The following is a 20,124-nucleotide window of genomic DNA, read 5'->3' as shown; positions in this document are numbered from 1 at the left end:
AACTCACGAAATATTACTGCTGCGGCTGAGGAACAGCGTCCTGCTGCTTGCTGGCTTCTTCGTAACCCTTGCGCAGCGCCTCATCGGTGATTTCAACTTTCTGCTCGGCCTTGGCCTTTTCGATCAGCGCAACATACTTGTCGCGCATGACGAGCTGACGAACCTGCGCCTCGACCTGCTCATATGCTGGCGGCGGAGCAATGCGCTTATCTTCCAGCTTGATGACGTGGAAGCCGAACTGCGACTTGACGGGCTCCTTTGTGTAGGCGCCCTTCTCCAGCTTGAACGCGGCCTCTTCGAACTCGGGAACCATACGGCCCTTGCCGAACCAGCCGAGATCGCCGCCATCATCCTTATTGGAGTCGGTCGACTTTTCCTTTGCAAGCGCCGCAAAATCCTTGCCACCGTCCAGCTGCTTGATCACGTCCTTGGCTTCCTCTTCGGTCGCCACCAGAATGTGAGCCGCCTTCACCTCTTCTTCCTGAGGCAGACCGGCGACTTCCTTGTCGTAGCGTGCCTTGACTTCATCGTCGGTCACGGCGTCGACAACGTGCTTGCGGAAGTAGGCGTTATGGAGCTCCCGGTCGGAAATGAACTCGAGACGCTTCTTGAAGTCATCGGTCTTCTCGAGACCTTCTTCAGTCGCGTTCTTGACCATCAACTTGACGTCGATGGCGCCGGAAAGTGCCGCAACTTTCTTCTGCTCATCTGGCAGCTGTGCCAGTTGGGGATCGAGATTGCTCATGGCCAGATCGAGTTCGGACTGACGAATCTCTAGATCGCCGACCTTGGCAACAACGGCATCTTCTTGCGCAAATGCTGGAAAGTGAAGACCAAGACCAGCCACGATCACAGCAGCGGCAATTCTATTGTAGCGCAACATATTGAACCTTTCGGAGACAAAGCCGGCTCCAGACGTGGTTTTCCGGCTGAAAAAACTTCCAAACATCGGAATGTGGCCATTCTGTAACGGGCAGAACCGTTGACATCATTTGCCCCCCCTCTTATCTGTCACGCAACCTCGCGTCCAGATGCGTTTCAGGGTGTCGTTCGTCATTTGTGTGTTATTCCAAATAACGAGCTTCAAGCCCAAGGGAAACGAAATTTCAGAAAGGGCCAGTTGGATGGTCAGTCTCGGCGGAATAGCCCGCAAGTTGTTTGGCTCGTCAAACGATCGCCGCGTGCGCTCATATCGTAGCAATATCGCCGCCATAGGTGCTCTTGAAGAGCAGATGAAGGGGCTCTCCGACGAGGCGCTTGCGGCAAAGACCGTAGAGTTTCGCCAGCAACTTGCTGAAGGAAAGTCGCTGGACAGTCTTCTCGTTCCTGCGTTCGCCGTTGCGCGTGAAGCCTCGCTCCGCGTTCTCGGCATGCGCCCCTTCGACGTGCAGCTGACAGGCGGCATGATTCTTCATTCGGGCGACATCGCCGAAATGAAGACGGGCGAAGGCAAGACGCTCGTGGCGACGCTGGCCGTCTATCTCAACGCGCTGGAAGGCAAAGGCGTCCACGTCGTTACCGTCAACGACTATCTGGCCCAGCGCGACGCCGGTACGATGGCTCGTCTCTATGGCTTCCTCGGTTTGACGACGGGCGTTATCGTTCATGGCCTGGACGATGACCAGCGCCGTGCAGCCTACGCCTGCGACATCACCTACGCGACGAACAACGAGCTCGGTTTCGATTATCTTCGTGACAACATGAAGTACGACAAGGCGCAGATGGTTCAGCGTAGCCATCACTACGCCATCGTCGACGAAGTCGACTCCATTCTCGTGGATGAGGCGCGCACGCCGCTCATCATCTCCGGCCCTCTGGACGATCGCTCCGATCTTTACAACACGATCGATGCTTTCATCCCTATGCTGACGCCTGATGACTATGAAATCGATGAGAAGCAGCGTTCGGCCAACTTCTCCGAAGAAGGCACCGAGAAGCTCGAAAACCTGCTGCGTCAGGCAGGGCTTCTCAAGGGTGAGTCGATGTATGACGTGGAAAACGTCGCCATCGTTCACCACATCAACAATGCGCTGAAGGCTCACAAGCTGTTCCAGCGCGACAAGGACTACATCGTCCGCAACGGCGAAATCGTTATCATCGACGAATTCACCGGCCGCATGATGCCGGGCCGCCGTTATTCGGAAGGTCAGCATCAGGCACTTGAAGCCAAGGAAAAGGTGCAGATTCAGCCTGAGAACCAGACGCTGTCTTCCGTTACTTTCCAGAACTACTTCCGTATGTACAAGAAGCTCTCCGGCATGACCGGCACGGCGTCGACCGAAGCGGAAGAATTCGGCAACATCTACGGCCTTGACGTCGTTGAAGTGCCGACCAACCTGCCGATCCAGCGTATCGATGAAGACGACGAAGTCTATCGTACGGGCGAAGAGAAGTTCAAAGCCATCATCGAGGAGATCCGCTCCGCGCATGAGCGTAGTCAGCCGGTTCTCGTGGGTACGACCTCCATCGAAAAATCCGAGCTTCTCGCAACGATGTTGCGCCAGACGGGCTTTGAGAACTTCCAGGTTCTGAATGCTCGCTATCACGAGCAGGAAGCCTATATCGTCTCGCAGGCCGGTGTTCCGGGTGCGGTAACGATCGCCACCAACATGGCCGGTCGCGGTACCGATATTCAGCTCGGTGGTAATATCGACATGCGTCTCGAGCGCGAACTTGAGGGTATCGAGTCCGAAGAAGAGCGCGCCGCCAAGGAAAAGGCCGTGCGCGACGAGATCAAGGTTCTCAAGGAAAAGGCGCTCGCCGCCGGTGGCCTTTTCGTCATAGCAACGGAACGCCATGAAAGCCGCCGTATCGACAACCAGCTGCGCGGACGTTCCGGTCGTCAGGGCGATCCGGGCCGCTCTAAATTCTACCTGTCCCTACAGGACGACCTGATGCGCATCTTCGGTTCGGACCGTATGGATTCGATGCTGCAGAAGCTCGGCCTGAAGGAAGGCGAAGCCATCGTTCATCCTTGGATCAATAAGGCACTAGAGCGTGCGCAGAAAAAGGTCGAAGCTCGCAACTTCGAAACACGTAAGAACCTTCTCAAATATGACGACGTGCTGAACGATCAGCGTAAGGTCATTTTCGATCAGCGTCTGGAACTGATGGAAGCCGAGAACATCGGCGAAACCGCAGCGGACATGCGCAATGAAGTGATCGAAGTCCTCGTCGCCAAGCACATTCCCGAAAACGCCTATGCGGAACAGTGGGACACGGCAGGCCTCAAGGCCGCCCTGCAACAGTCACTGAACCTCGATCTGCCTGTCGACGAATGGGCGAAGGAAGAAGGTATCGCCGAGGACGATATTCAGCAGCGCGTCACCGAAGCCGCCGACAAGGTCATGGCGGAGAAGGCGGAACGTTTCGGCCCTGAAGTGATGACCTATGTCGAGCGCTCGGTTATCCTCCAGACCATTGATCACCTGTGGCGCGAGCACATCGTCAACCTCGATCATCTCCGTTCTGTCGTTGGTTTCCGTGGCTACGCCCAGCGCGATCCATTGCAGGAATACAAGGCAGAAGCCTTCGAACTGTTCCAAGCTCTTCTCGCGAACCTGCGTGAAGCCGTTACGGCGCAATTGATGCGTGTGGAACTCGTGCGCGACGCGCCGCCACCAGCGGAACTGCCGGAGATGACCGCGCATCATCTCGATCCCATCACTGGCGAGGATGATTTCTCCCAAGCGGCAGGCGGTGCTTCGGCAATTTACGTTCCACCGGAACAGCGCGACCCGAGCAACCCAGCGACATGGGGCAAGATCAGCCGCAACGAAGCCTGCCCATGCGGCTCCGGCAAGAAGTACAAGCACTGCCACGGCATTTTCGAGCAGGCGTAAGCCTGCTTGAACCTCCATTCTTCGGTTTTCCATTTAAGAGCACACGATGATTATAGCCTGCGCGACTGACCGCCATTATGCTGAACTGGCAGGCGTATTGATCAATTCAGTCGTCATGAAAGGCGATGTGCCCGATGCTAAAATCGTCATTTGCGACTACGATCTCAGAGAAAAGGATCGCGATAATATTCGAGCCTGCGCAATGGGGCGGCCTGTCCACTTCGTTCGCATCGAAGACGTGGTGAAGCAGAAGCTGGCTTCATATATGCGTACCGTCTCGTGGTCTCGAGCAATGTATTGCCGTCTGCTTCTTCCCGACCTTATCGAAGACAGTGGCCGTATGCTTTATCTGGATAGCGATATGCTGGTGTTGGAAAGCCTGCGTCCGCTATTTGATCTTCCTATGGGCGATTGTGTAGTTGGCGCTGTTCAAGATGCGGACTACCCAAGTCATATTCAGAGCAGAAATGTCCGTCTTGGGCGACTACCTGATGCGCGCTATCTCAATTCAGGTACACTTCTCATAGATCTGGACCGCTGGCGCGCTGATGGGATTGGCGAAAAATGTCTTGCCTATCTCGACGCCAATACGGGTGGATATCCCGACCAGGACGCGCTCAATATGACGCTAGGAGATAAGTGGCTCGATATCGGCAAGAAATGGAATTTTACTGAGCGCACCTCTACCAATTTCCCGCGCGAATACTTCCTTCAGGCAGGTATTCTCCACTACACTTGGCGCAAGCCGAACCTCGCCCATTGCGAACACCCTGCCCGCGACCTCTATCTGACGCAGAGACAGAATACGCCCTGGAAGAATAAACCGCTGGTGTCAAACACACGGCGTCGTATCCGGCGGGAATGGAAGAAGCTGGACGTCTACGTCGAAAACCTGCTGAAGAGATTCAAGGCAAGGCTTGGCTTCGACGCGTAAGTTTGAAAGCACTGGCTTTTCAGAAGACCGGTGAGCCCTCAGCATTCACTTGATGGTGCGAAAGAACGTTACGAAACAACAATTTCGTTCGTGCGTTAGATTTCGCTTGAACAACTGTGCCGATATCTAGAGGATCGCCTGAGCCGATTCCGGGAGATCAGCTGACATAGTTCATGGAAAGGGAGGAAGACCCATGAAAACCGTTCTCGCTTCTGCGATAGCCACGACGACTGCCGTGCTTTTTGCTTCGAGTGCAATGGCCGCGACCGAGATTCAATGGTGGCATGCCATGACTGGCGCGAACAACGAGGTTGTGGAACAGCTTTCCAAGGAATTCAATGAAAGCCAGTCAAACTACAAAGTCGTTCCGGTTTTCAAAGGAACCTACCCCGAAACGCTGAACGCCGGTATCGCCGCCTTTCGCGCAAAGCAGCCACCTGCCATCATTCAGGTATTCGATGCGGGCAGCGGCGTGATGATGGGCGCGCAGGGCGCAATCGTCCCTGTGGCAGACGTGCTTGAAAAGGGTGGCTTCAGCTTCAACAAAGCGGACTATCTTCCGGGTATTGTTGCTTACTATTCCAAGCCTGACGGCACGATGCTGTCCTTCCCTTATAATTCTTCGTCTCCAATCCTTTATTACAACAAGGACACGTTCAAGAAGGCCGGTCTGGATGCGGAAAACCCGCCAAAGACATGGCCAGAAGTGTTCGAAGCCGCCAAGAAGATCAAGTCCAGCGGCGCTTCGTCCTGCGGCTTTACCTCGACCTGGCTGACCTGGATCCAGACGGAGAATTTCGCGGCCTGGAACAACCTTTCCTATGGCAGCCACGAAAACGGTCTTGGCGGCACGGATGTGAAGCTTGCCTTTAATGCAGAGCCTTTCGTCAAGCATTTCCAGTCGATTGCTGATCTGGCAAAAGATGGCACGTTCCGTTACGGCGGTCGGACCTCCGAGGCGAAGCAGTTGTTCACATCAGGCGAGTGCGGAATTCTGACGGAATCGTCTGGTGGTCTTGGCGATATCGTCAAGAGCGGCATGAATTATGGTATCGGCCAGCTGCCTTACTATGAAGGTGAAGGTCGGCCACAGAATACTATTCCGGGCGGCGCCAGCCTCTGGGTCTTCGGCGGCAAGTCGGATGACGAGTACAAGGGAACGGCCGAGTTCTTCCATTTCCTTTCGCAGACGAAAATTCAGGCACGCCTGCATCAGGTATCGGGCTATATGCCTGTAACTTTGGCTGCTTATGAGGAAACCAAGAAGTCCGGTTTCTACGAGAAGAACCCGGCTCGTGAGACGCCGCTGCTACAAATGATGGGCAAGGCCCCGACGGAAAATTCCAAGGGTGTTCGCCTTCCGAACCTGCCCCAGGTTCGCGACATCATGAATGAAGAGTTCGAAGCTATGCTGGCTGGCAAGCAGGATGCCAAGGCCGCTCTCGATAAAGCCGTGGAACGCGGCAACACGGCCATTCAAACCGCAATCGGCAATTAACACAGTATTCGCTGCCCGCGCCTCGAGAAGAGTCGCGGGCAGTCGCAATGTCTGAGGAGTACGCGGTGCAAAGCGTCGTCTTTCCAAACAAGATTCTCCCCTATTTTCTGGTTGCGCCGCAAATCATCCTCACGGTGATTTTCTTTTTCTGGCCAGCCAGTCAGGCTCTCTATCAGTCCGCTATGCGCGAAGACCCATTTGGGCTGCAAAGCACATTTGTCGGTTTCGCCAACTTCTCAGCGATCCTGTCTGACTCAAGCTATCTGCATTCCCTCCAAGTGACGGTGGTATTCAGCATAGCAACAGCGCTGCTTTCCATGGCCGTCGCGCTGCTTCTTGCCACGGCCGCCGATCTGGTAGTCCGTGGCAAGGGCTTCTACCGCACGATGATGATCATTCCCTATGCCGTTGCGCCAGCGGTGGCGGGCATGCTGTGGCTCTTCATGTTCAACCCGGCAATGGGTACGCTTTCCTACATTCTGCGCCGCAACGGTATCGCCTGGGATCCACTGCTCGACGGAAATCAGGCGATGACGCTTGTTGTAGCGGCAGCAGCATGGAAACAGATCAGCTACAACTTTCTGTTCTTCGTTGCCGGATTACAGGCGATCCCGAAGTCGCTGCTGGAAGCCGCCGCCATCGATGGCGCGCGCGGTGCACGCCGGTTCTGGACTATCATCTTTCCATTGCTTGCGCCGACGACTTTCTTCCTTCTCGTCGTCAACACCGTCTATGCCTTCTTTGACACCTTCGGCATCATTCACGCCGTCACGGGCGGCGGTCCTGCCAAAGCGACTGAGACGCTGGTCTATAAGGTTTATAATGACGGCTTCGTCAATCTGAACCTTGGCTCTTCGGCAGCGCAATCCGTCGTTCTCATGGTCATCGTCATCGCCTTGACCGCTTTCCAGTTCCGCTTCGTTGAGCGGCGTGTTCATTACGGTTAAAGGGGCGAAAAATGATTCAGAATCGCCCGTTGGCGACCCTCATGGCACATCTGATGCTGGTTATCGGCATCATAATCGTCGCCTTCCCGATCTACTACACGTTCATTGCATCGACCGCGACATCGAACGCCATCCTGCGTCCACCGATTTCGCTGTTGCCCGGCGGTCATTTCACCGAAAATTACAGCGAGGCCATCTCCGGCGGCGTAGAGCGCGTGGTCGGTGTCAGTCTCGAACGATTGCTGTTCAACAGCTTTGTCGTGGCATTGCTGATCGCGGTTGGAAAGATCATCATCTCCTTTCTGTCGGCCTTCGCCATCGTGTTCTTCCGCTTTCCATTCCGCATGGGCTTTTTCTGGATGATCTTCGTCACGCTGATGCTGCCGGTGGAGGTCCGCATTCTGCCGACATATAAGGTCATCGTCGATCTCGGCCTGCTGAACACCTATGCGGGACTGACGCTGCCGCTGATGGCATCCGCCACGGCGACCTTCCTGTTTCGGCAATTCTTCCTGACGATACCGGGCGAGATGGTGGAGGCGGCGCGCATAGACAATGCCGGGCCGTTCCGCTTCATGAAGGATATCCTTCTGCCGCTATCGACCACGAATATCGCGGCGCTTTTCGTGATCCTCTTCATCTACGGCTGGACGCAATATCTGTGGCCGCTGCTGGTGACGGATCGCGCCGACATGAACACGATCATTATCGGCCTGCGCCGCATGGTGGATTTTACCGACGCCTCGACACCCTGGAATTACGTCATGGTCACAGCGATCCTGGCGATCATTCCTCCCGTCATCGTCGTTGTCCTGATGCAGCGCTGGTTCGTCAAAGGCTTGGTGGAGACTGAAAAGTAATGGCAACTATCGAACTCAAGGACGTCCGCAAGGTCTATGGCGGCAATGTCGAGGCGATCAAGGGCGTGTCTCTGGATATCAAGGACGGAGAGATGATCGTGCTCGTCGGCCCTTCGGGCTGCGGCAAATCCACCCTGCTTCGCATGGTGGCTGGTCTCGAAAGTATCACCTCCGGCGACGTGAACATCGCAGGCAAACGTGTGAACGATCTGGAGCCTGCCGAGCGCGACATCGCCATGGTGTTTCAGAACTATGCACTTTACCCGCATATGACGGTACGCCAAAATCTGGCCTATGGCCTGAAGAACCGAAATACACCGAAAGAAGAAATAGACCGCCGTATTACGGAAGCCGCGCGGGCGCTGGAAATAGAGCAGTTTCTGGAGCGCAAGCCGCGCCAGCTTTCTGGCGGTCAGCGTCAGCGTGTTGCCATGGGTCGCGCTATCGTGCGCAAACCTGCCGCGTTCCTCTTCGATGAACCGCTCTCCAATCTCGATGCAAAACTTCGCGTCCAGATGCGGGTGGAAATCCGCCGCCTGCAACGCTCGCTCGCTACGACCAGCATTTATGTAACGCATGATCAAATGGAAGCGATGACGCTCGCCGACCGGCTGGTGGTACTGAATGCCGGGCGCATCGAACAGGTCGGCACGCCTATCGAGCTATATGAAAAGCCCGCGACCAGCTTCGTCGCGACCTTCATCGGCTCACCATCGATGAACCTGCTGCCGCTCAACGATTCCGTTTGGACTGCGCCAGCGAATGGCACTATTCCCGCACATGCGGCGACCATCGGTATTCGGCCCGAGGATATCGTCATCCACAATGGCGCGATCCAGAGCCCTTTCAAGCTTGCGGTCAATGTTGCAGCCGTAGAACTTGTCGGCGCGGAAAGCTATGTTCACGGCGAAATGTCGAATGGCGAAACCATCGTTTTCCGCGTTCCCGGACGCTCAGCTATCGAGATCACGGAAACCGTGTCGATCACCGCCGACCCTTCCCGCTTCCACCTGTTCGACAAGCATGGAAAACGGATTTGAGTTTCAGGCTGGATTTCTCAGCATTTCGATGATTGCTGAGAAATCCTTCCCCGATGCACCCGTATCGTTGAATTGTTGATAGAGTTTAGCGGCCTCCTTGCCGAGCGGCGTATCGGCACCGCTGTAATCCGCAGCGGCTTGCGACAGCACCAAATCCTTCAGCATCAAAGCAGTGGCGAAGCCGGGCTGATAATCCTTGTTCGCCGGAGAGGCTGGTACTGGGCCAGCAACTGGACAATAGGTTGTGAGTGACCAGCATTGGCCGGAAGAGACGGATGCGACATCGAATAACGCCTGCTGGGACAGACCGAGCTTTTCCGCCAGAACGAAGGCCTCAGAGACAGCGATCATCGAAATGCCGAGGATCATGTTGTTGCAGATTTTGGCCGCTTGCCCCATCGACGCTGCACCGCAATGGATGACCTTTTTGCCCATGACTTGCAGGATTGGTTCAGCAACAGTGAAAGCCTGAGCATCTCCACCGACCATGAAGGTGAGAGTGGCAGCTTCCGCGCCCGATGTTCCACCGGACACGGGCGCATCAAGAGAAGGGCAACCCTTTGCCAGCGCCATGTCATGTGCACGCTGTGCGCTTTCGATATCGATAGTAGAGCAATCGATGAGCAGCGTGTTCGCTGACACTAGCGAAACGAGCTGTTCCCATACAGTCACGACGTGCTGGCCTGCGGGAAGCATGGTGATGACGATGGATGCCTCGCCTATTGCATCCTCTATCGACGCGCGCACATCGACGCCGGTTTGCGCCGCTCGTTCCCGCAGTTCCGCGACGAGATCAAAGCCTTGGACCGCATGTCCCGCCTTGACCAAATTTGCCGCCATAGGTCCGCCCATGTGCCCGAGGCCCATAAACCCAATCGTCGCCATGTCTTTCCTCCGCTTTCTACATATGGATCGCGTAGCCCAGAACTTTGAACGCCGCTTCCTGAAACGCTTCGCTACGAGTTGGATGTGCGTGGATCGTACCCGCAACGTCTTCCAGACGCGCACCCATCTCGATAGCCAATGCAAAACTTGCCGCTAGTTCGGAAATACCCGCGCCAACCGCCTGAATGCCTAAAACGAGATGGTTATCCGCCCGCGCAACGACCCGCACGAAACCGCTTTCATCCTCAACTGTCATAGCCCGTCCATTGGCGCTGAAGGGAAACTGGCCGATCTTCGTCTCGATACCCTGCGCTCTCGCCTCATCAGCGGACAGCCCGGCGCTGACGATTTCGGGATCGGTGAAACAGATGGCGGGAATGCAGCGCCTGTCCCATATCCGCTTCTTTCCGGCGATCACCTCTGCCACCATCTCTCCCTGCGCCATGGCACGATGTGCAAGCATCGGCTCTCCTGTGAGATCACCAATGGCGTACACGCCGCGCATGGAGGTGCGGCACCGCTCATCGATGCGTATGAACTGACCGGCCATATCAAGATCGAGCTCTTCCAGGCCGACCGAGTCCGTATTCGGCCTACGCCCAACGGTGATTAGAATTTTGTCGACCGCTAAGGTCTCAAGCTCGCCGCCCACCAGGCGGATGGCCAATGCGCCCGCTCCGTCGACACCTTCTGCCTTCGCATCTGTCAAAACACGCACGCCGAGTTCGGACAGTCGTCTCATTACCGGCTTTACAAGTTCCCTGTCGTACTGAGGCAGAATTTTGTCCGTTGCTTCGATAATCGAAACCTTTGCTCCCATCTTCGCAAATGCAGTGCCAAGCTCTATGCCAATATAGCCCCCGCCGACGATGGCGACTGTTTGAGGAACCTTTCGCAATGCCAGCGCTTCGGTCGATGAAATGACATTTCCACCGAAAGGAAGTATGAGCAGTTCAACAGGCCGGGAGCCAGTGGCGATCACAATGTTCTCGGCGCGGATCACCTGCAATCCGGTTTCGGTCTCGACCTCCACCGTCTTGCCATCGCGAAACCGCGCCGTTCCAGGCACGATTTTCACGTGCGCCTTCTGCAATAGGCTAGTCACGCCGCCGGCCAGACGGCTGACGATTCCGTCTTTCCAATCGACGGTGGAACCGAGATCGATTGAAGGACTCTGGACAGATATTCCCAGCGGCGAGCGACGCTCGCTCATCTGCCGAACCTTGTGAAACTCATCCGCTGCGTGGATAAGTGCTTTGGAGGGAATACAGCCGACATTCAGACAGGTGCCACCGGGCTTGCCTTGATCGACAACCACCGTATCGATGCCCAGTTGGCCTGCACGAATGGCGCAGACATAGCCGCCTGGTCCAGCGCCGATGACGAGAAGTTTGCAAGCGATCTCTTTCATGGGTGCCTCAGCCTTCGATGAAAATCAGTGCTGGCGTTTCAAGCAGCGTCCTGATGCGCTGGATAAATGTCGCAGCATCGAAACCGTCGACCACGCGATGATCGAAACTCGATGACAGGTTCATCATCTTGCGCGGAATGAACTGGCTGCCATCCCACACCGGACGAGTGGCGATTTTGTTGACGCCAATAATCGCGACTTCCGGATGGTTGATGACCGGCGTGGAAGCGACGCCGCCCAGAGCGCCCAGCGAACTGATGGTGATGGTGGAACCCGATAGCTCTTCCCTTTGCGCACTGCCATTTCTTGCCGCATCGGACACGCGGCCAAGCTCCGTCGCGCAATCCCATATGCCACGCGCTTCCGCATGGCGCACCACCGGTACCATCAGCCCTGCCGCGGCCTGCACGGCAATGCCGATATGGACCGCCCCATAGCGTTTTATGACGCTCGCCTCATCATCAAAAGTGGCATTCATCGCAGGCTGCTCGGCAATCGTCCTGACGAGCGCACGCATCAGAAACGGCAGGAGGGTTAGCTTCGGCTGATCCGGCTTTCGCCCGGCATTCATCGTCGCCCGCAAATCTTCCAGATCGCTCACGTCCACTTCCTCGACATAGGTGATGTGGGGAATGCGAGACACGGAAAGCGCCATCCTCTCCGCAATTTTGCGTCGAAGGCCAGTCATCTTGACCTCCTCAATCGACGTGTTCTTTGCAAGTGAAGAGTGATAGGCGATCTTTTGAGCGTCTGATGGCTTGAACGCGTCCAGATCATCGTGCGTAATTCTGCCCGCTGGTCCGCTTGGCTTGACCTGCCGCAGATCTATACCTGCATCCTGCGCCTGCCGCCTCACGGCGGGAGAAGCGAGCGGCTTTTGTGGCGGCTCCGTATTGTAGGACGGTGCTGAATGGCTTTCGGCCTTTGCTGGCTGCGTTTTCGGTACCGCGGACGTAGGTTGCGGCTTTTCCTCAGCGGAGTTTGAGGGTTCCGGCAATACTGCCGCCTGTATCGCGTCGATATCCGTTTCGATTTTCACCAGAGGAGATTTCACGGCAACCGTATCTCCAACATTTGCTGCGACCCATATTACGACGCCCGCTACCGGCGACGGAATTTCCACCGTCGCCTTGTCCGTCATGACGGCTGCGAGAACCATGTCTTCGCGCACGGGATCGCCCGGTTTCACATGCCATTCCACAAGCTCGGCTTCGGCAACACCTTCCCCGACATCCGGCATTTTTAGGGTGAATTCAGCCATGGTTTACGCCTCCATCACTTCGGTCAGTGCGCGCCCCACGCGCGCAGGGCCGGGAAAGTAATCCCACTCCTGCGCATGCGGATAAGGCGTATCCCAGCCTGCGACGCGAACGATGGGAGCCTCAAGATGATAAAAGCAATGCTCCTGCACCAGAGACACAACCTCTGCGCCGAAGCCGGAAGTGAGCGTGGCCTCATGTACCATCAGGCAGCGCCCGGTCTTGGTAACGGATTGTACGATGGTATCGAGATCGAGCGGCAGCAGACTGCGCAGATCGATAACCTCCGCATCGATGCCGGTTTCAGCAGCAGCAGCCAGCGCCACATGCACCATGGTACCGTAGGCGATGACAGTCACTTGCGCTCCTGCCCGGCGGATTTGCGCCTTGCCGAGCGGGATTGTGTAGTGGTCCTCCGGCACCTCGCCCAGATCATGCTTCGACCACGGAATGACCGGCATATCGTGATGACCATCGAAGGGGCCGTTATAAAGCCGCTTCGGCTCCAGAAACATCACGGGGTCCGGGTCCTCGATGGCTGAGATCAAAAGGCCCTTAGCATCGTAAGGATTGGAGGGAACGACGACCTTCAGCCCGCAGACATGGGTGAATAACGCCTCCGGGCTCTGACTGTGCGTCTGGCCGCCGAAGATGCCGCCACCCGTCGGCATGCGGATGACGATGGGGCAGGTGAAATCGCCATTCGAGCGATAGCGAATGCGGGCCGCTTCCTGCGTGATCTGGTCGTAGGCGGGATACATATAATCCGCAAACTGAATTTCTATGCAGGGGCGCAGGCCATAGGCTGCCATGCCGATGGCTGTTCCGACGATGCCGGATTCGCTGATGGGCGCGTCGAAACACCGTGTCTTGCCATACTTGGCCTGCAAGCCCTGCGTTGCACGGAACACGCCGCCGAAGTACCCCACATCCTCCCCGAATACGACCACATCCTCGTTTTTGCCCATGGAAACATCCATGGCGCTACGAACGGCTTCGATCATCGTCATTCTGGTCATATCAATACCCCGCCTTCTGGCGCTGGCGGCGAATATGCGGTGGCATTTCTGCGTAAACGCCCTCGAAGATATCTCGGACCGAAGGCTTTCCGCCCGCATGTAGCGTGCCGTGGCTTTCGGCCTCACGCTGGGCTTCGATCACCTCATCCATGATTTCGGCTTCGGCCTGTGCGTGGCGTTCTTCCGACCACACGCTGCGCAGGATCAGATGGTTCTTCAGCCGCAGGATCGGATCGCCAAGCGGCCAAGCCTCGGACTCCGTTTTGGGACGGTAGGCACTCGGATCATCCGAGGTGGAATGCGCGCCTGCGCGATATGTCACATATTCAATAAGCGTAGGCCCGAGATTGCGCCGCGCCCGCTCCGCCGCCCAGCCCGCTACGGCATGAACGGCCAGGTAGTCGTTTCCATCCACCCGCAGCGCTGGAATGCCGAATCCGAGACCTCGCGCGGCAAAGGTGCCGGAGCCGCCGCGTGCAATCCCCTGAAAAGTGGAAATGGCCCACTGATTGTTGACGATGTTGAGAACAACGGGCGCTTTGTAGGTGGAGGCAAAAACCAGCGCGGAGTGGAAATCAGATTCCGCCGTGGAGCCGTCTCCGATCCACGCTGCAGCAATTTTAGTATCGCCTTTTATGGCCGATGCCATGGCCCAGCCCACGGCCTGCACGTATTGCGTGGCGAGATTGCCTGAGACGGTAAAGAAGCCATGATCCTTGGAGGAATGCAGCACCGGCATCTGTCGCCCATGCAGAGGATCTTCTTCGTTGGAAAAAATCTGGTTCATCATGGTGACGAGCGGATAATCATCGGCAATCAAAAGCCCCGCCTGACGGTAAGTCGGAAAATTCATGTCGCCTTTCGACAGCGCCTTTCTGAAGGCGCAGCTGACAGCCTCTTCACCCAGATGCTGCATGTAGAACGATGTCTTGCCTTGCCGCTGCGCCATCACCATGCGCGCATCGAAAGCACGCAACCGCATCATGTTGCGCAGGCCGACCAGCAGATCGTCATCCGACAGCGTTCCCGCCCATGGGCCAACAGCCTCTCCGTGACGATTGAGCACGCGGATGATGGAATAGGCCAGATCGCGCATGGTTTCCGGCGCTGCATCGACGTCTGGCCGAGGTACTGAACCGGCGGCAGGTATCTTCACATTGGAAAAATCAGGCTGACCGCCGGGGCGCACCGCAGGTTCGGGTACATGCAGGCTCAGGCGTTGAATATCCGTCATAGGCTTCGCTCCTCCCAAAGCGCCACGCATGCTTCATAGATTGCGCGCTATCACCATGCGCTGCACGTCACTCGTTCCTTCGTAAATCTGGCAGATGCGCACATCGCGGTAGATGCGTTCGACCGGATAGTCGGCCATGTAGCCATAACCGCCATGAATCTGGATCGCATCGGAGCAGATCTTCTCGGCCATTTCCGATGCAAAAAGCTTGGCCATCGAGGCCTGTGAAAGACAGGGCTCGCCAGCCTCTTTCAAAGCGGCGGCATGAAGCACCAGTTGATGCGCCGCTTCGATCCGCGTCGCCATGTCTGCCAGACGAAAGGCAACCGCCTGATGTTCCACTATCGGCTTGCCAAATGCCACTCGTTCTTTTGCATAGGCAGTCGCTGCCTCGAAGGCGGCCCGCGCCATGCCCACTGCCTGCGCTGCAATACCAATGCGGCCGCCTTCCAGATTGGCGAGCGCGATGCGATAGCCTTGCCCCTCCTCCCCCAATCGCAGATCGGAAGGGACGCGCATGTCGGTGAACGCGATCTGGCAGGTGTCAGAGGAATGGAGACCGAGCTTTTCCTCGACACGAACCACTTCATAACCGGGCGTGCTGGTCGGCACGATGAATGCGCTTATCCCTTTCTTGCCCGCCTCCGCATCCGTGACGGCAAAGACGATGATGGCATCACCATTTTTACCCGAAGTGATGAACTGCTTTGCACCGTTGATGACATAGGAATCGCCGTCGCGTCGGGCTCGTGTCTTGAGATTGGAGGCATCGGAACCGGCCTGTGGTTCGGTCAATGCAAAACCTCCGATCCACTCACCGCTGGCGAGCTTCGGCAAAAACCGCTCTTTTTGTTCGCTTGAGCCGAATTTGAGGATCGGCACGCAACCGACAGAACTGTGCACGCTCATGATCGTAGAACATGAGCCGTCGCCGGCAGCGATCTCTTCCAGAGCAAGCGCGTAGGCGACAGCGCCGGTATCAGAACCGCCATATTCTTCGGGAACCAGCATACCCAGGAAGCCGAGCGCTCCCATTTCCGCCAGTTCCGCTCTAGGAAACAGGCTCGATCTGTCGCGTTCGGCAGCACCAGGCGCAAGCCGTTCCTGCGCGAAGGCGCGGGCAACATCTCTGATTTGCTGATGGGCATCGCTCAAAAGCATTTCGCCTCCTTCAGGAAGGCAAAAGCATCGTCGCCGATATGATCTGCGATCACTTTCCACCTCCCTGGAAAGAGTCAGACTTAGCTTCGCCCTCCTCCAAGGGCGAAAACGGTGGCTGTAAGCACAATAGCCCTGCCAACCAACACTAGAACGATAACACCCTCTCGAATCCATTTCAAAAGCAATATGATTGACAGTTGTTGCCAATGACGTAATTTTGATCCAGAATATTGCTTAACGTTAGATCATTTGATCCAATATGGAACTCGATAGTTTTGACCTGAAAATTCTGCATGTTCTTGGAGAAGACGGGCGTATCAGCTGGCGCGATCTCGCTGGCAGAATTGGCCTCTCGTTTTCACCAACGCTTCGCCGTGTGCGCAAGCTGGAAGAGGCAGGTATCATTCGCGGATACACCGCTGTTTTCGATGAAAACCGGCTGCTTGGGACCATGGGCGTTTTCATATCGGTAACGCTGGAACGGCAGATCAAGGATGCGCTGGTAACATTTGAGCACAGCGTCGCCTCCATGCCCGAGGTCGTGGGAGGCTATCAGACCAGTGGCAGTTCGGACTACCTGATCCACGCCATGGTGCGCGATCTGCCCCATTACCAGCAGCTCTTGGATTTCCTGACAACCGTGCCGGGCGTGGCGCGGATCCAGACCAATTTTGCGACTAAAACCTTCGTCCGGCGTTCGGCTGCCTTTACCGGAGACGGTGGTTAGTCCGTCCGGCCTTTCGGCGTAAACTGCAATGCAATCTTCTTCACCTCATCCGACCATGCATGACGCGCCTCGGCAGTGGTCAGATTGTGGTCGGCACCCTCAATGAAGACGATGCGTGGATTGCCATATCGCTTCGTCATCAGATGGCCGCGTGTGCCGAAATTGGTTTCCAGCATGGCCGCGCCGACGTCTCCCTCGGTGTAAACAACCGTCATTTTCGTGTCGTTGGCGACAATCTTGCGGAAATCCTGAGAAACCGAATGGAAGCGTTTCGTGAGGAAAGGAAATTGCACCATGACCGGCGTCGTCAGGGAGATGGCCTTTCCGACAATCATCGCCCACATATTCACAATGCCATTCTTGACACGGACTTCCCCGCTCAACACACGTTTCCAGAAGCACCCGCTCATCAGCTTCGCGCCGTAGCTTGACAGAGGCTGACGCGACGAAATCAGCAATGCCTCCACATCGGCGTCGGCAGGAATGTAAAAGTCGAACACATTCACAGGCACCACGCCACTGAAACGCGGATCGTTGACCGCGCTTCTGAACGCGACCCAACCTCCGCTACAGCGTCCTGTTATCACAACGGGGAACAGTTGTTTTTCCTGTAGGAAATCCATCGCCGCTTCGACATCACGCAGCTGGCATTTATTATAGATGATCTGCGCCGGGGCATCAGCCTCAGGTGGGCTATCGGCGATATTCGCCATGTCGAAGCGGAGCGATGCAATGCCATTGCGCGCAAGCTCGCGACAAAGCCGTGTGGTGATCCTTCCCCAGCCAGCCATACGGTCATATCCGGTTGACACGACGAGAACAGTTGCTCCCTTTCGCTCTGCTTCAGGCTGGCAGACAATGCCATAAAGTCGGTCAGCGTCGCCGAATCGAATCGGCTCCTCAAAGAAGCCATCGCCATGCAGGCGACCAGCCTCCGGCACCACGACATCGCCAAGAACGAAATCAGGTACAGTGGTCTCGCCTTTATCGCGCACTGCGACATCGGCGCACCAGTCAACGAGTGCGGATATCGCCTTCTTTGGCGGAACGGAAAACATCACGTCCCGAACGAAACGATCATAGCCTTCGAATATCTCTGAACGAAGTTTGATGTCGAGTGCCGCGAGATGCTCGGCAAACATCGCATCCGCAGGGCGGTTCTCCTGTTTCAAAATGAATATGTTGGAAGCTGGAGCAGCGGTCACCTTGGAAATGTTAATGGCGCGAAGACCCGCTGCGACACTCTCCGGGATTACCTGCTCTCCCATGGCGGGTCCGCAACAGTTCGGTTCCCGATGTTGAATCGCGCCTTGATTGGCGATGCGGCTCATCGCGACGAATTCGCGCAGCCAGTTACGTCCGGAGATCGCTGTTGCGGCAAGAGCCAGCCCTTCCACACCATGCAGCGTCTCGGCAGCTTTCCAGGCAAGTGCTCCGCCAATCCCATGACCGATAAGGATCAATTTGCTGGCACCGGAAATTTCCCGCAACTTGGCCGCTGCAGCGCCGATACTGTCCAGCCAGACATCGAGTCCGCCTTCGTAATCCACTGGATCGAGCGCATCGCCCGTTCCTGGGTAATCGAACCGAAGACTTGCAATTCCTTGTTTAGAGAGGTCAGCTGCCAGCAGGCGCCAGAACTTACGGGCACAAAGCTCTTCGAAGCCCCACGAGCTGACAAAAAGCACAGCGAAGTCGCGACTGTTGGTGCCGCTTGTCGACCTGTACGACATAATATCACCGGGACGGTATAGGCCGGTTGTCCCTGCAAAGGTCACGGGATGATCGGCAGCAGCCTGTGCCGCTTTCCGGCTCTTGTCAGCCATAGCGAAGCCCATATTCATCGCCATCTCCCCCCGCGTCCCTTTAAATCGAACGATACGATGATGTCATAGGAGAATAAATATATTCGAACCGATCACCAATTATGCGATTATATGGCTAAAATCTACTAAACGCATTCCTCATGTATGAGGGGCGTCAAGTTCCTTCGGAAAGAGAAACGGTCCCCGCCTGAACCAGTAAATCGTTGAGCTTTTCGTAGTAGCCTGATGCTTCCGATGTCCCTTTGAAGGTAAGGGTACCGGGGAATTCAATCTCACGCTGGAGCCACCAGTCACGTTTGCCTATGCGCGCAGCTTTCACCAACAGGCTTGAAAGCGCGCCCTCCTCGTCCGGCTCATAACACCAGCCCGTTCGCTCCCCGACAACAATTTCGGGAATGCCACCGCGTGCCGCACCTATCACTGGCACACCATAAACCGCAGCCTCTATCAGGATCATGCCTTGAGGCTCATTCCATACGGATGGAACGACCACCGCGTCCACCTCACGGTACACCTGGTCTGCCTTGACGAAGCCCAGAAACTCGATTGGGGCGCCACGCGTCAACGACTTGAGATGATCTTCATAGTCCTTTCGTCCTCTGCCAGCGATCTGCAATCGGACATCATGGCCGCCGCAAATGGCGAGAAAGGCGGTTATAAGGTCTTCAATCCCTTTTTCTTCAGACAGTGCCCCCACATATCCGAAGGTGAATGACCCATCCGCCGGACCGGTTCTGCGGAGAAAATCCCGGGGCAAATCCTGTTCACGCACATAGGTGTTGGGCAGAATGTGCCAATCTGCTTTTGGCAGCACGTCATTGTCAAGAAATCGCTGTTTCAAAGCTTCACTGACTGCGATAGCAGTAACACCGCTTCCGTCGCTTGCTTTGACACGCGACGTCAAAATGCGACACTCCATGCAGGGCGTCTCGCAGTTTCCCGCCGCTTTAAACATACTGGCCTTGGGACACAGAAGCGCGTAGTCGTGAAGATGCAGGCAGAGCGGAATGCCAAGCGCACGGGTCGCATCGAAAAGCGCAGGCTGCATACGGGCGGAATTATGCGCGTATACCAGATCGACCTTCTCACGAGATAAAAGCTGCTTCAGGTCCCGCGCGGAGGTTGCTCCCCAGGCCGAGCGAAGATGCCATGCCAGCTTCGACATTCGCCCCACCGCTGGCTTTCGAGGCCCGGGAAGGTAACTGTTTTTCCACCTGACGCGCAGCACCCTTATGCCGTCGGCACCGACGGTTTCTCCCGGCGGAGCGACGTCTCCTTCGAGACCGAGTGCCAGAACAAAAACATCGTGACGGCGTGAAAGCTCGATGGCAGACATGCGAGCGACGATCTCAGCACCGCCCTCCTCCTGTGGAGCGAATGTTTGAGCTACGATACAGATCTTCATCAGCTCTGCCTTTTTTCCATCATGCGCTCAATAACTCGGTCCACAGAACATCATACTAGGGTTGTCTGGTAAAAAT

The 20,124-nt window shown here is 56.2% G+C and carries 16 protein-coding genes; 7 read left to right on the top strand and 9 right to left on the bottom strand.

Annotation, left to right across the window (positions count from 1 at the left end):
* Positions 1 to 13: 13 nt before the first annotated feature.
* Positions 14 to 883, bottom strand: a complete 870-nt coding sequence (locus G6L28_RS19590; RefSeq protein WP_174065710.1) for a peptidylprolyl isomerase — start codon at positions 881 to 883, stop codon at positions 14 to 16.
* 241 nt (positions 884 to 1,124) lie between these two features.
* Between G6L28_RS19590 and secA the strand changes: the two genes are divergently transcribed.
* From secA to G6L28_RS19560, 6 genes are all read left to right on the top strand, one after another.
* Entirely contained in the window at positions 1,125 to 3,842 is a 2,718-nt protein-coding gene (gene secA, locus G6L28_RS19585) for a preprotein translocase subunit SecA (RefSeq protein ID WP_174065708.1), read from the top strand.
* A gap of 46 nt (positions 3,843 to 3,888) precedes the next feature.
* Entirely contained in the window at positions 3,889 to 4,776 is an 888-nt protein-coding gene (locus tag G6L28_RS19580) for a glycosyltransferase family 8 protein (protein ID WP_174065700.1), read from the top strand.
* Positions 4,777 to 4,969: 193 nt separating this feature from the next.
* Positions 4,970 to 6,274 (top strand): sn-glycerol-3-phosphate ABC transporter substrate-binding protein UgpB, encoded by a 1,305-nt coding sequence (gene ugpB / locus G6L28_RS19575; protein WP_174065698.1) that lies wholly within the window; start codon positions 4,970 to 4,972, stop codon positions 6,272 to 6,274.
* Positions 6,275 to 6,339: 65 nt separating this feature from the next.
* On the top strand, positions 6,340 to 7,221 hold the full coding sequence (gene ugpA, locus G6L28_RS19570) for a sn-glycerol-3-phosphate ABC transporter permease UgpA (protein WP_174065842.1): 882 nt from the start codon (positions 6,340 to 6,342) through the stop codon (positions 7,219 to 7,221).
* Between the two features lie 11 nt (positions 7,222 to 7,232).
* Entirely contained in the window at positions 7,233 to 8,081 is an 849-nt protein-coding gene (gene ugpE / locus G6L28_RS19565) for a sn-glycerol-3-phosphate ABC transporter permease UgpE (protein WP_174065696.1), read from the top strand.
* Positions 8,081 to 9,121 (top strand): sn-glycerol-3-phosphate import ATP-binding protein UgpC, encoded by a 1,041-nt coding sequence (locus G6L28_RS19560; RefSeq protein WP_174065694.1) that lies wholly within the window; start codon positions 8,081 to 8,083, stop codon positions 9,119 to 9,121. The genes ugpE and G6L28_RS19560 overlap by 1 nt, the downstream gene beginning before the upstream one ends.
* Before the next feature lie 3 nt (positions 9,122 to 9,124).
* Here G6L28_RS19560 and mmsB read toward each other — a convergent pair whose 3' ends face one another.
* Genes mmsB through G6L28_RS19530 form a run of 6 tightly spaced genes read right to left on the bottom strand, consistent with a single transcriptional unit; the run spans position 9,125 to position 16,090 of the window.
* Positions 9,125 to 10,006 (bottom strand): 3-hydroxyisobutyrate dehydrogenase, encoded by an 882-nt coding sequence (gene mmsB, locus G6L28_RS19555; protein ID WP_174065692.1) that lies wholly within the window; start codon positions 10,004 to 10,006, stop codon positions 9,125 to 9,127.
* Between the two features lie 16 nt (positions 10,007 to 10,022).
* A complete protein-coding gene (lpdA, locus tag G6L28_RS19550; protein WP_174065690.1) occupies positions 10,023 to 11,417 on the bottom strand; it encodes a dihydrolipoyl dehydrogenase in 1,395 nt (464 codons plus the stop codon).
* 7 nt (positions 11,418 to 11,424) lie between these two features.
* The gene (locus G6L28_RS19545; protein WP_174065687.1) at positions 11,425 to 12,678 is read right to left on the bottom strand and encodes a dihydrolipoamide acetyltransferase family protein; all 1,254 of its coding nucleotides are present in this window, start codon (positions 12,676 to 12,678) and stop codon (positions 11,425 to 11,427) included.
* 3 nt (positions 12,679 to 12,681) lie between these two features.
* The gene (locus G6L28_RS19540) at positions 12,682 to 13,695 is read right to left on the bottom strand and encodes an alpha-ketoacid dehydrogenase subunit beta (protein ID WP_174065686.1); all 1,014 of its coding nucleotides are present in this window, start codon (positions 13,693 to 13,695) and stop codon (positions 12,682 to 12,684) included.
* A 1-nt stretch (position 13,696) separates the two neighbouring features.
* A complete protein-coding gene (locus G6L28_RS19535) occupies positions 13,697 to 14,929 on the bottom strand; it encodes a 3-methyl-2-oxobutanoate dehydrogenase (2-methylpropanoyl-transferring) subunit alpha (RefSeq protein WP_174065684.1) in 1,233 nt (410 codons plus the stop codon).
* 33 nt (positions 14,930 to 14,962) lie between these two features.
* Positions 14,963 to 16,090, bottom strand: a complete 1,128-nt coding sequence (locus tag G6L28_RS19530) for an acyl-CoA dehydrogenase family protein (protein ID WP_174065682.1) — start codon at positions 16,088 to 16,090, stop codon at positions 14,963 to 14,965.
* 259 nt (positions 16,091 to 16,349) lie between these two features.
* Between G6L28_RS19530 and G6L28_RS19525 the strand changes: the two genes are divergently transcribed.
* Entirely contained in the window at positions 16,350 to 16,817 is a 468-nt protein-coding gene (locus tag G6L28_RS19525) for an Lrp/AsnC family transcriptional regulator (protein ID WP_174065680.1), read from the top strand.
* Here G6L28_RS19525 and G6L28_RS19520 read toward each other — a convergent pair.
* The gene (locus tag G6L28_RS19520) at positions 16,814 to 18,661 is read right to left on the bottom strand and encodes an alpha/beta fold hydrolase (protein WP_174065678.1); all 1,848 of its coding nucleotides are present in this window, start codon (positions 18,659 to 18,661) and stop codon (positions 16,814 to 16,816) included. The two genes, G6L28_RS19525 and G6L28_RS19520, sit on opposite strands and share 4 nt — an antisense overlap.
* Positions 18,662 to 18,797: 136 nt before the next feature.
* A complete protein-coding gene (locus G6L28_RS19515; protein WP_174065676.1) occupies positions 18,798 to 20,048 on the bottom strand; it encodes a glycosyltransferase in 1,251 nt (416 codons plus the stop codon).
* Positions 20,049 to 20,124: the final 76 nt, after the last annotated feature.

It is taken from the genome of Agrobacterium larrymoorei, from assembly GCF_013322225.1.
Lineage (GTDB): Bacteria > Pseudomonadota > Alphaproteobacteria > Rhizobiales > Rhizobiaceae > Agrobacterium > Agrobacterium larrymoorei_A.
Note: the sequence above shows the minus strand (reverse complement) of the source record. Positions and strands in the feature narration are given on the sequence as shown.

What these genes read in the sequence shown, in the direction of transcription:
- G6L28_RS19535 (WP_174065684.1), bottom strand. Translation starts at nt 14,929, where the DNA reads ATGACGGATATTCAACGCCTGAGCCTGCATGTACCCGAACCTGCGGTG.
- secA (WP_174065708.1), top strand. Translation starts at nt 1,125, where the DNA reads ATGGTCAGTCTCGGCGGAATAGCCCGCAAGTTGTTTGGCTCGTCAAAC.
- G6L28_RS19525 (WP_174065680.1), top strand. Translation starts at nt 16,350, where the DNA reads ATGGAACTCGATAGTTTTGACCTGAAAATTCTGCATGTTCTTGGAGAA.
- lpdA (WP_174065690.1), bottom strand. Translation starts at nt 11,417, where the DNA reads ATGAAAGAGATCGCTTGCAAACTTCTCGTCATCGGCGCTGGACCAGGC.
- ugpE (WP_174065696.1), top strand. Translation starts at nt 7,233, where the DNA reads ATGATTCAGAATCGCCCGTTGGCGACCCTCATGGCACATCTGATGCTG.
- mmsB (WP_174065692.1), bottom strand. Translation starts at nt 10,006, where the DNA reads ATGGCGACGATTGGGTTTATGGGCCTCGGGCACATGGGCGGACCTATG.
- G6L28_RS19580 (WP_174065700.1), top strand. Translation starts at nt 3,889, where the DNA reads ATGATTATAGCCTGCGCGACTGACCGCCATTATGCTGAACTGGCAGGC.
- G6L28_RS19540 (WP_174065686.1), bottom strand. Translation starts at nt 13,695, where the DNA reads ATGACCAGAATGACGATGATCGAAGCCGTTCGTAGCGCCATGGATGTT.
- G6L28_RS19590 (WP_174065710.1), bottom strand. Translation starts at nt 883, where the DNA reads ATGTTGCGCTACAATAGAATTGCCGCTGCTGTGATCGTGGCTGGTCTT.
- ugpB (WP_174065698.1), top strand. Translation starts at nt 4,970, where the DNA reads ATGAAAACCGTTCTCGCTTCTGCGATAGCCACGACGACTGCCGTGCTT.
- G6L28_RS19560 (WP_174065694.1), top strand. Translation starts at nt 8,081, where the DNA reads ATGGCAACTATCGAACTCAAGGACGTCCGCAAGGTCTATGGCGGCAAT.
- G6L28_RS19515 (WP_174065676.1), bottom strand. Translation starts at nt 20,048, where the DNA reads ATGAAGATCTGTATCGTAGCTCAAACATTCGCTCCACAGGAGGAGGGC.
- G6L28_RS19545 (WP_174065687.1), bottom strand. Translation starts at nt 12,678, where the DNA reads ATGGCTGAATTCACCCTAAAAATGCCGGATGTCGGGGAAGGTGTTGCC.
- G6L28_RS19530 (WP_174065682.1), bottom strand. Translation starts at nt 16,090, where the DNA reads ATGCTTTTGAGCGATGCCCATCAGCAAATCAGAGATGTTGCCCGCGCC.
- G6L28_RS19520 (WP_174065678.1), bottom strand. Translation starts at nt 18,661, where the DNA reads ATGAATATGGGCTTCGCTATGGCTGACAAGAGCCGGAAAGCGGCACAG.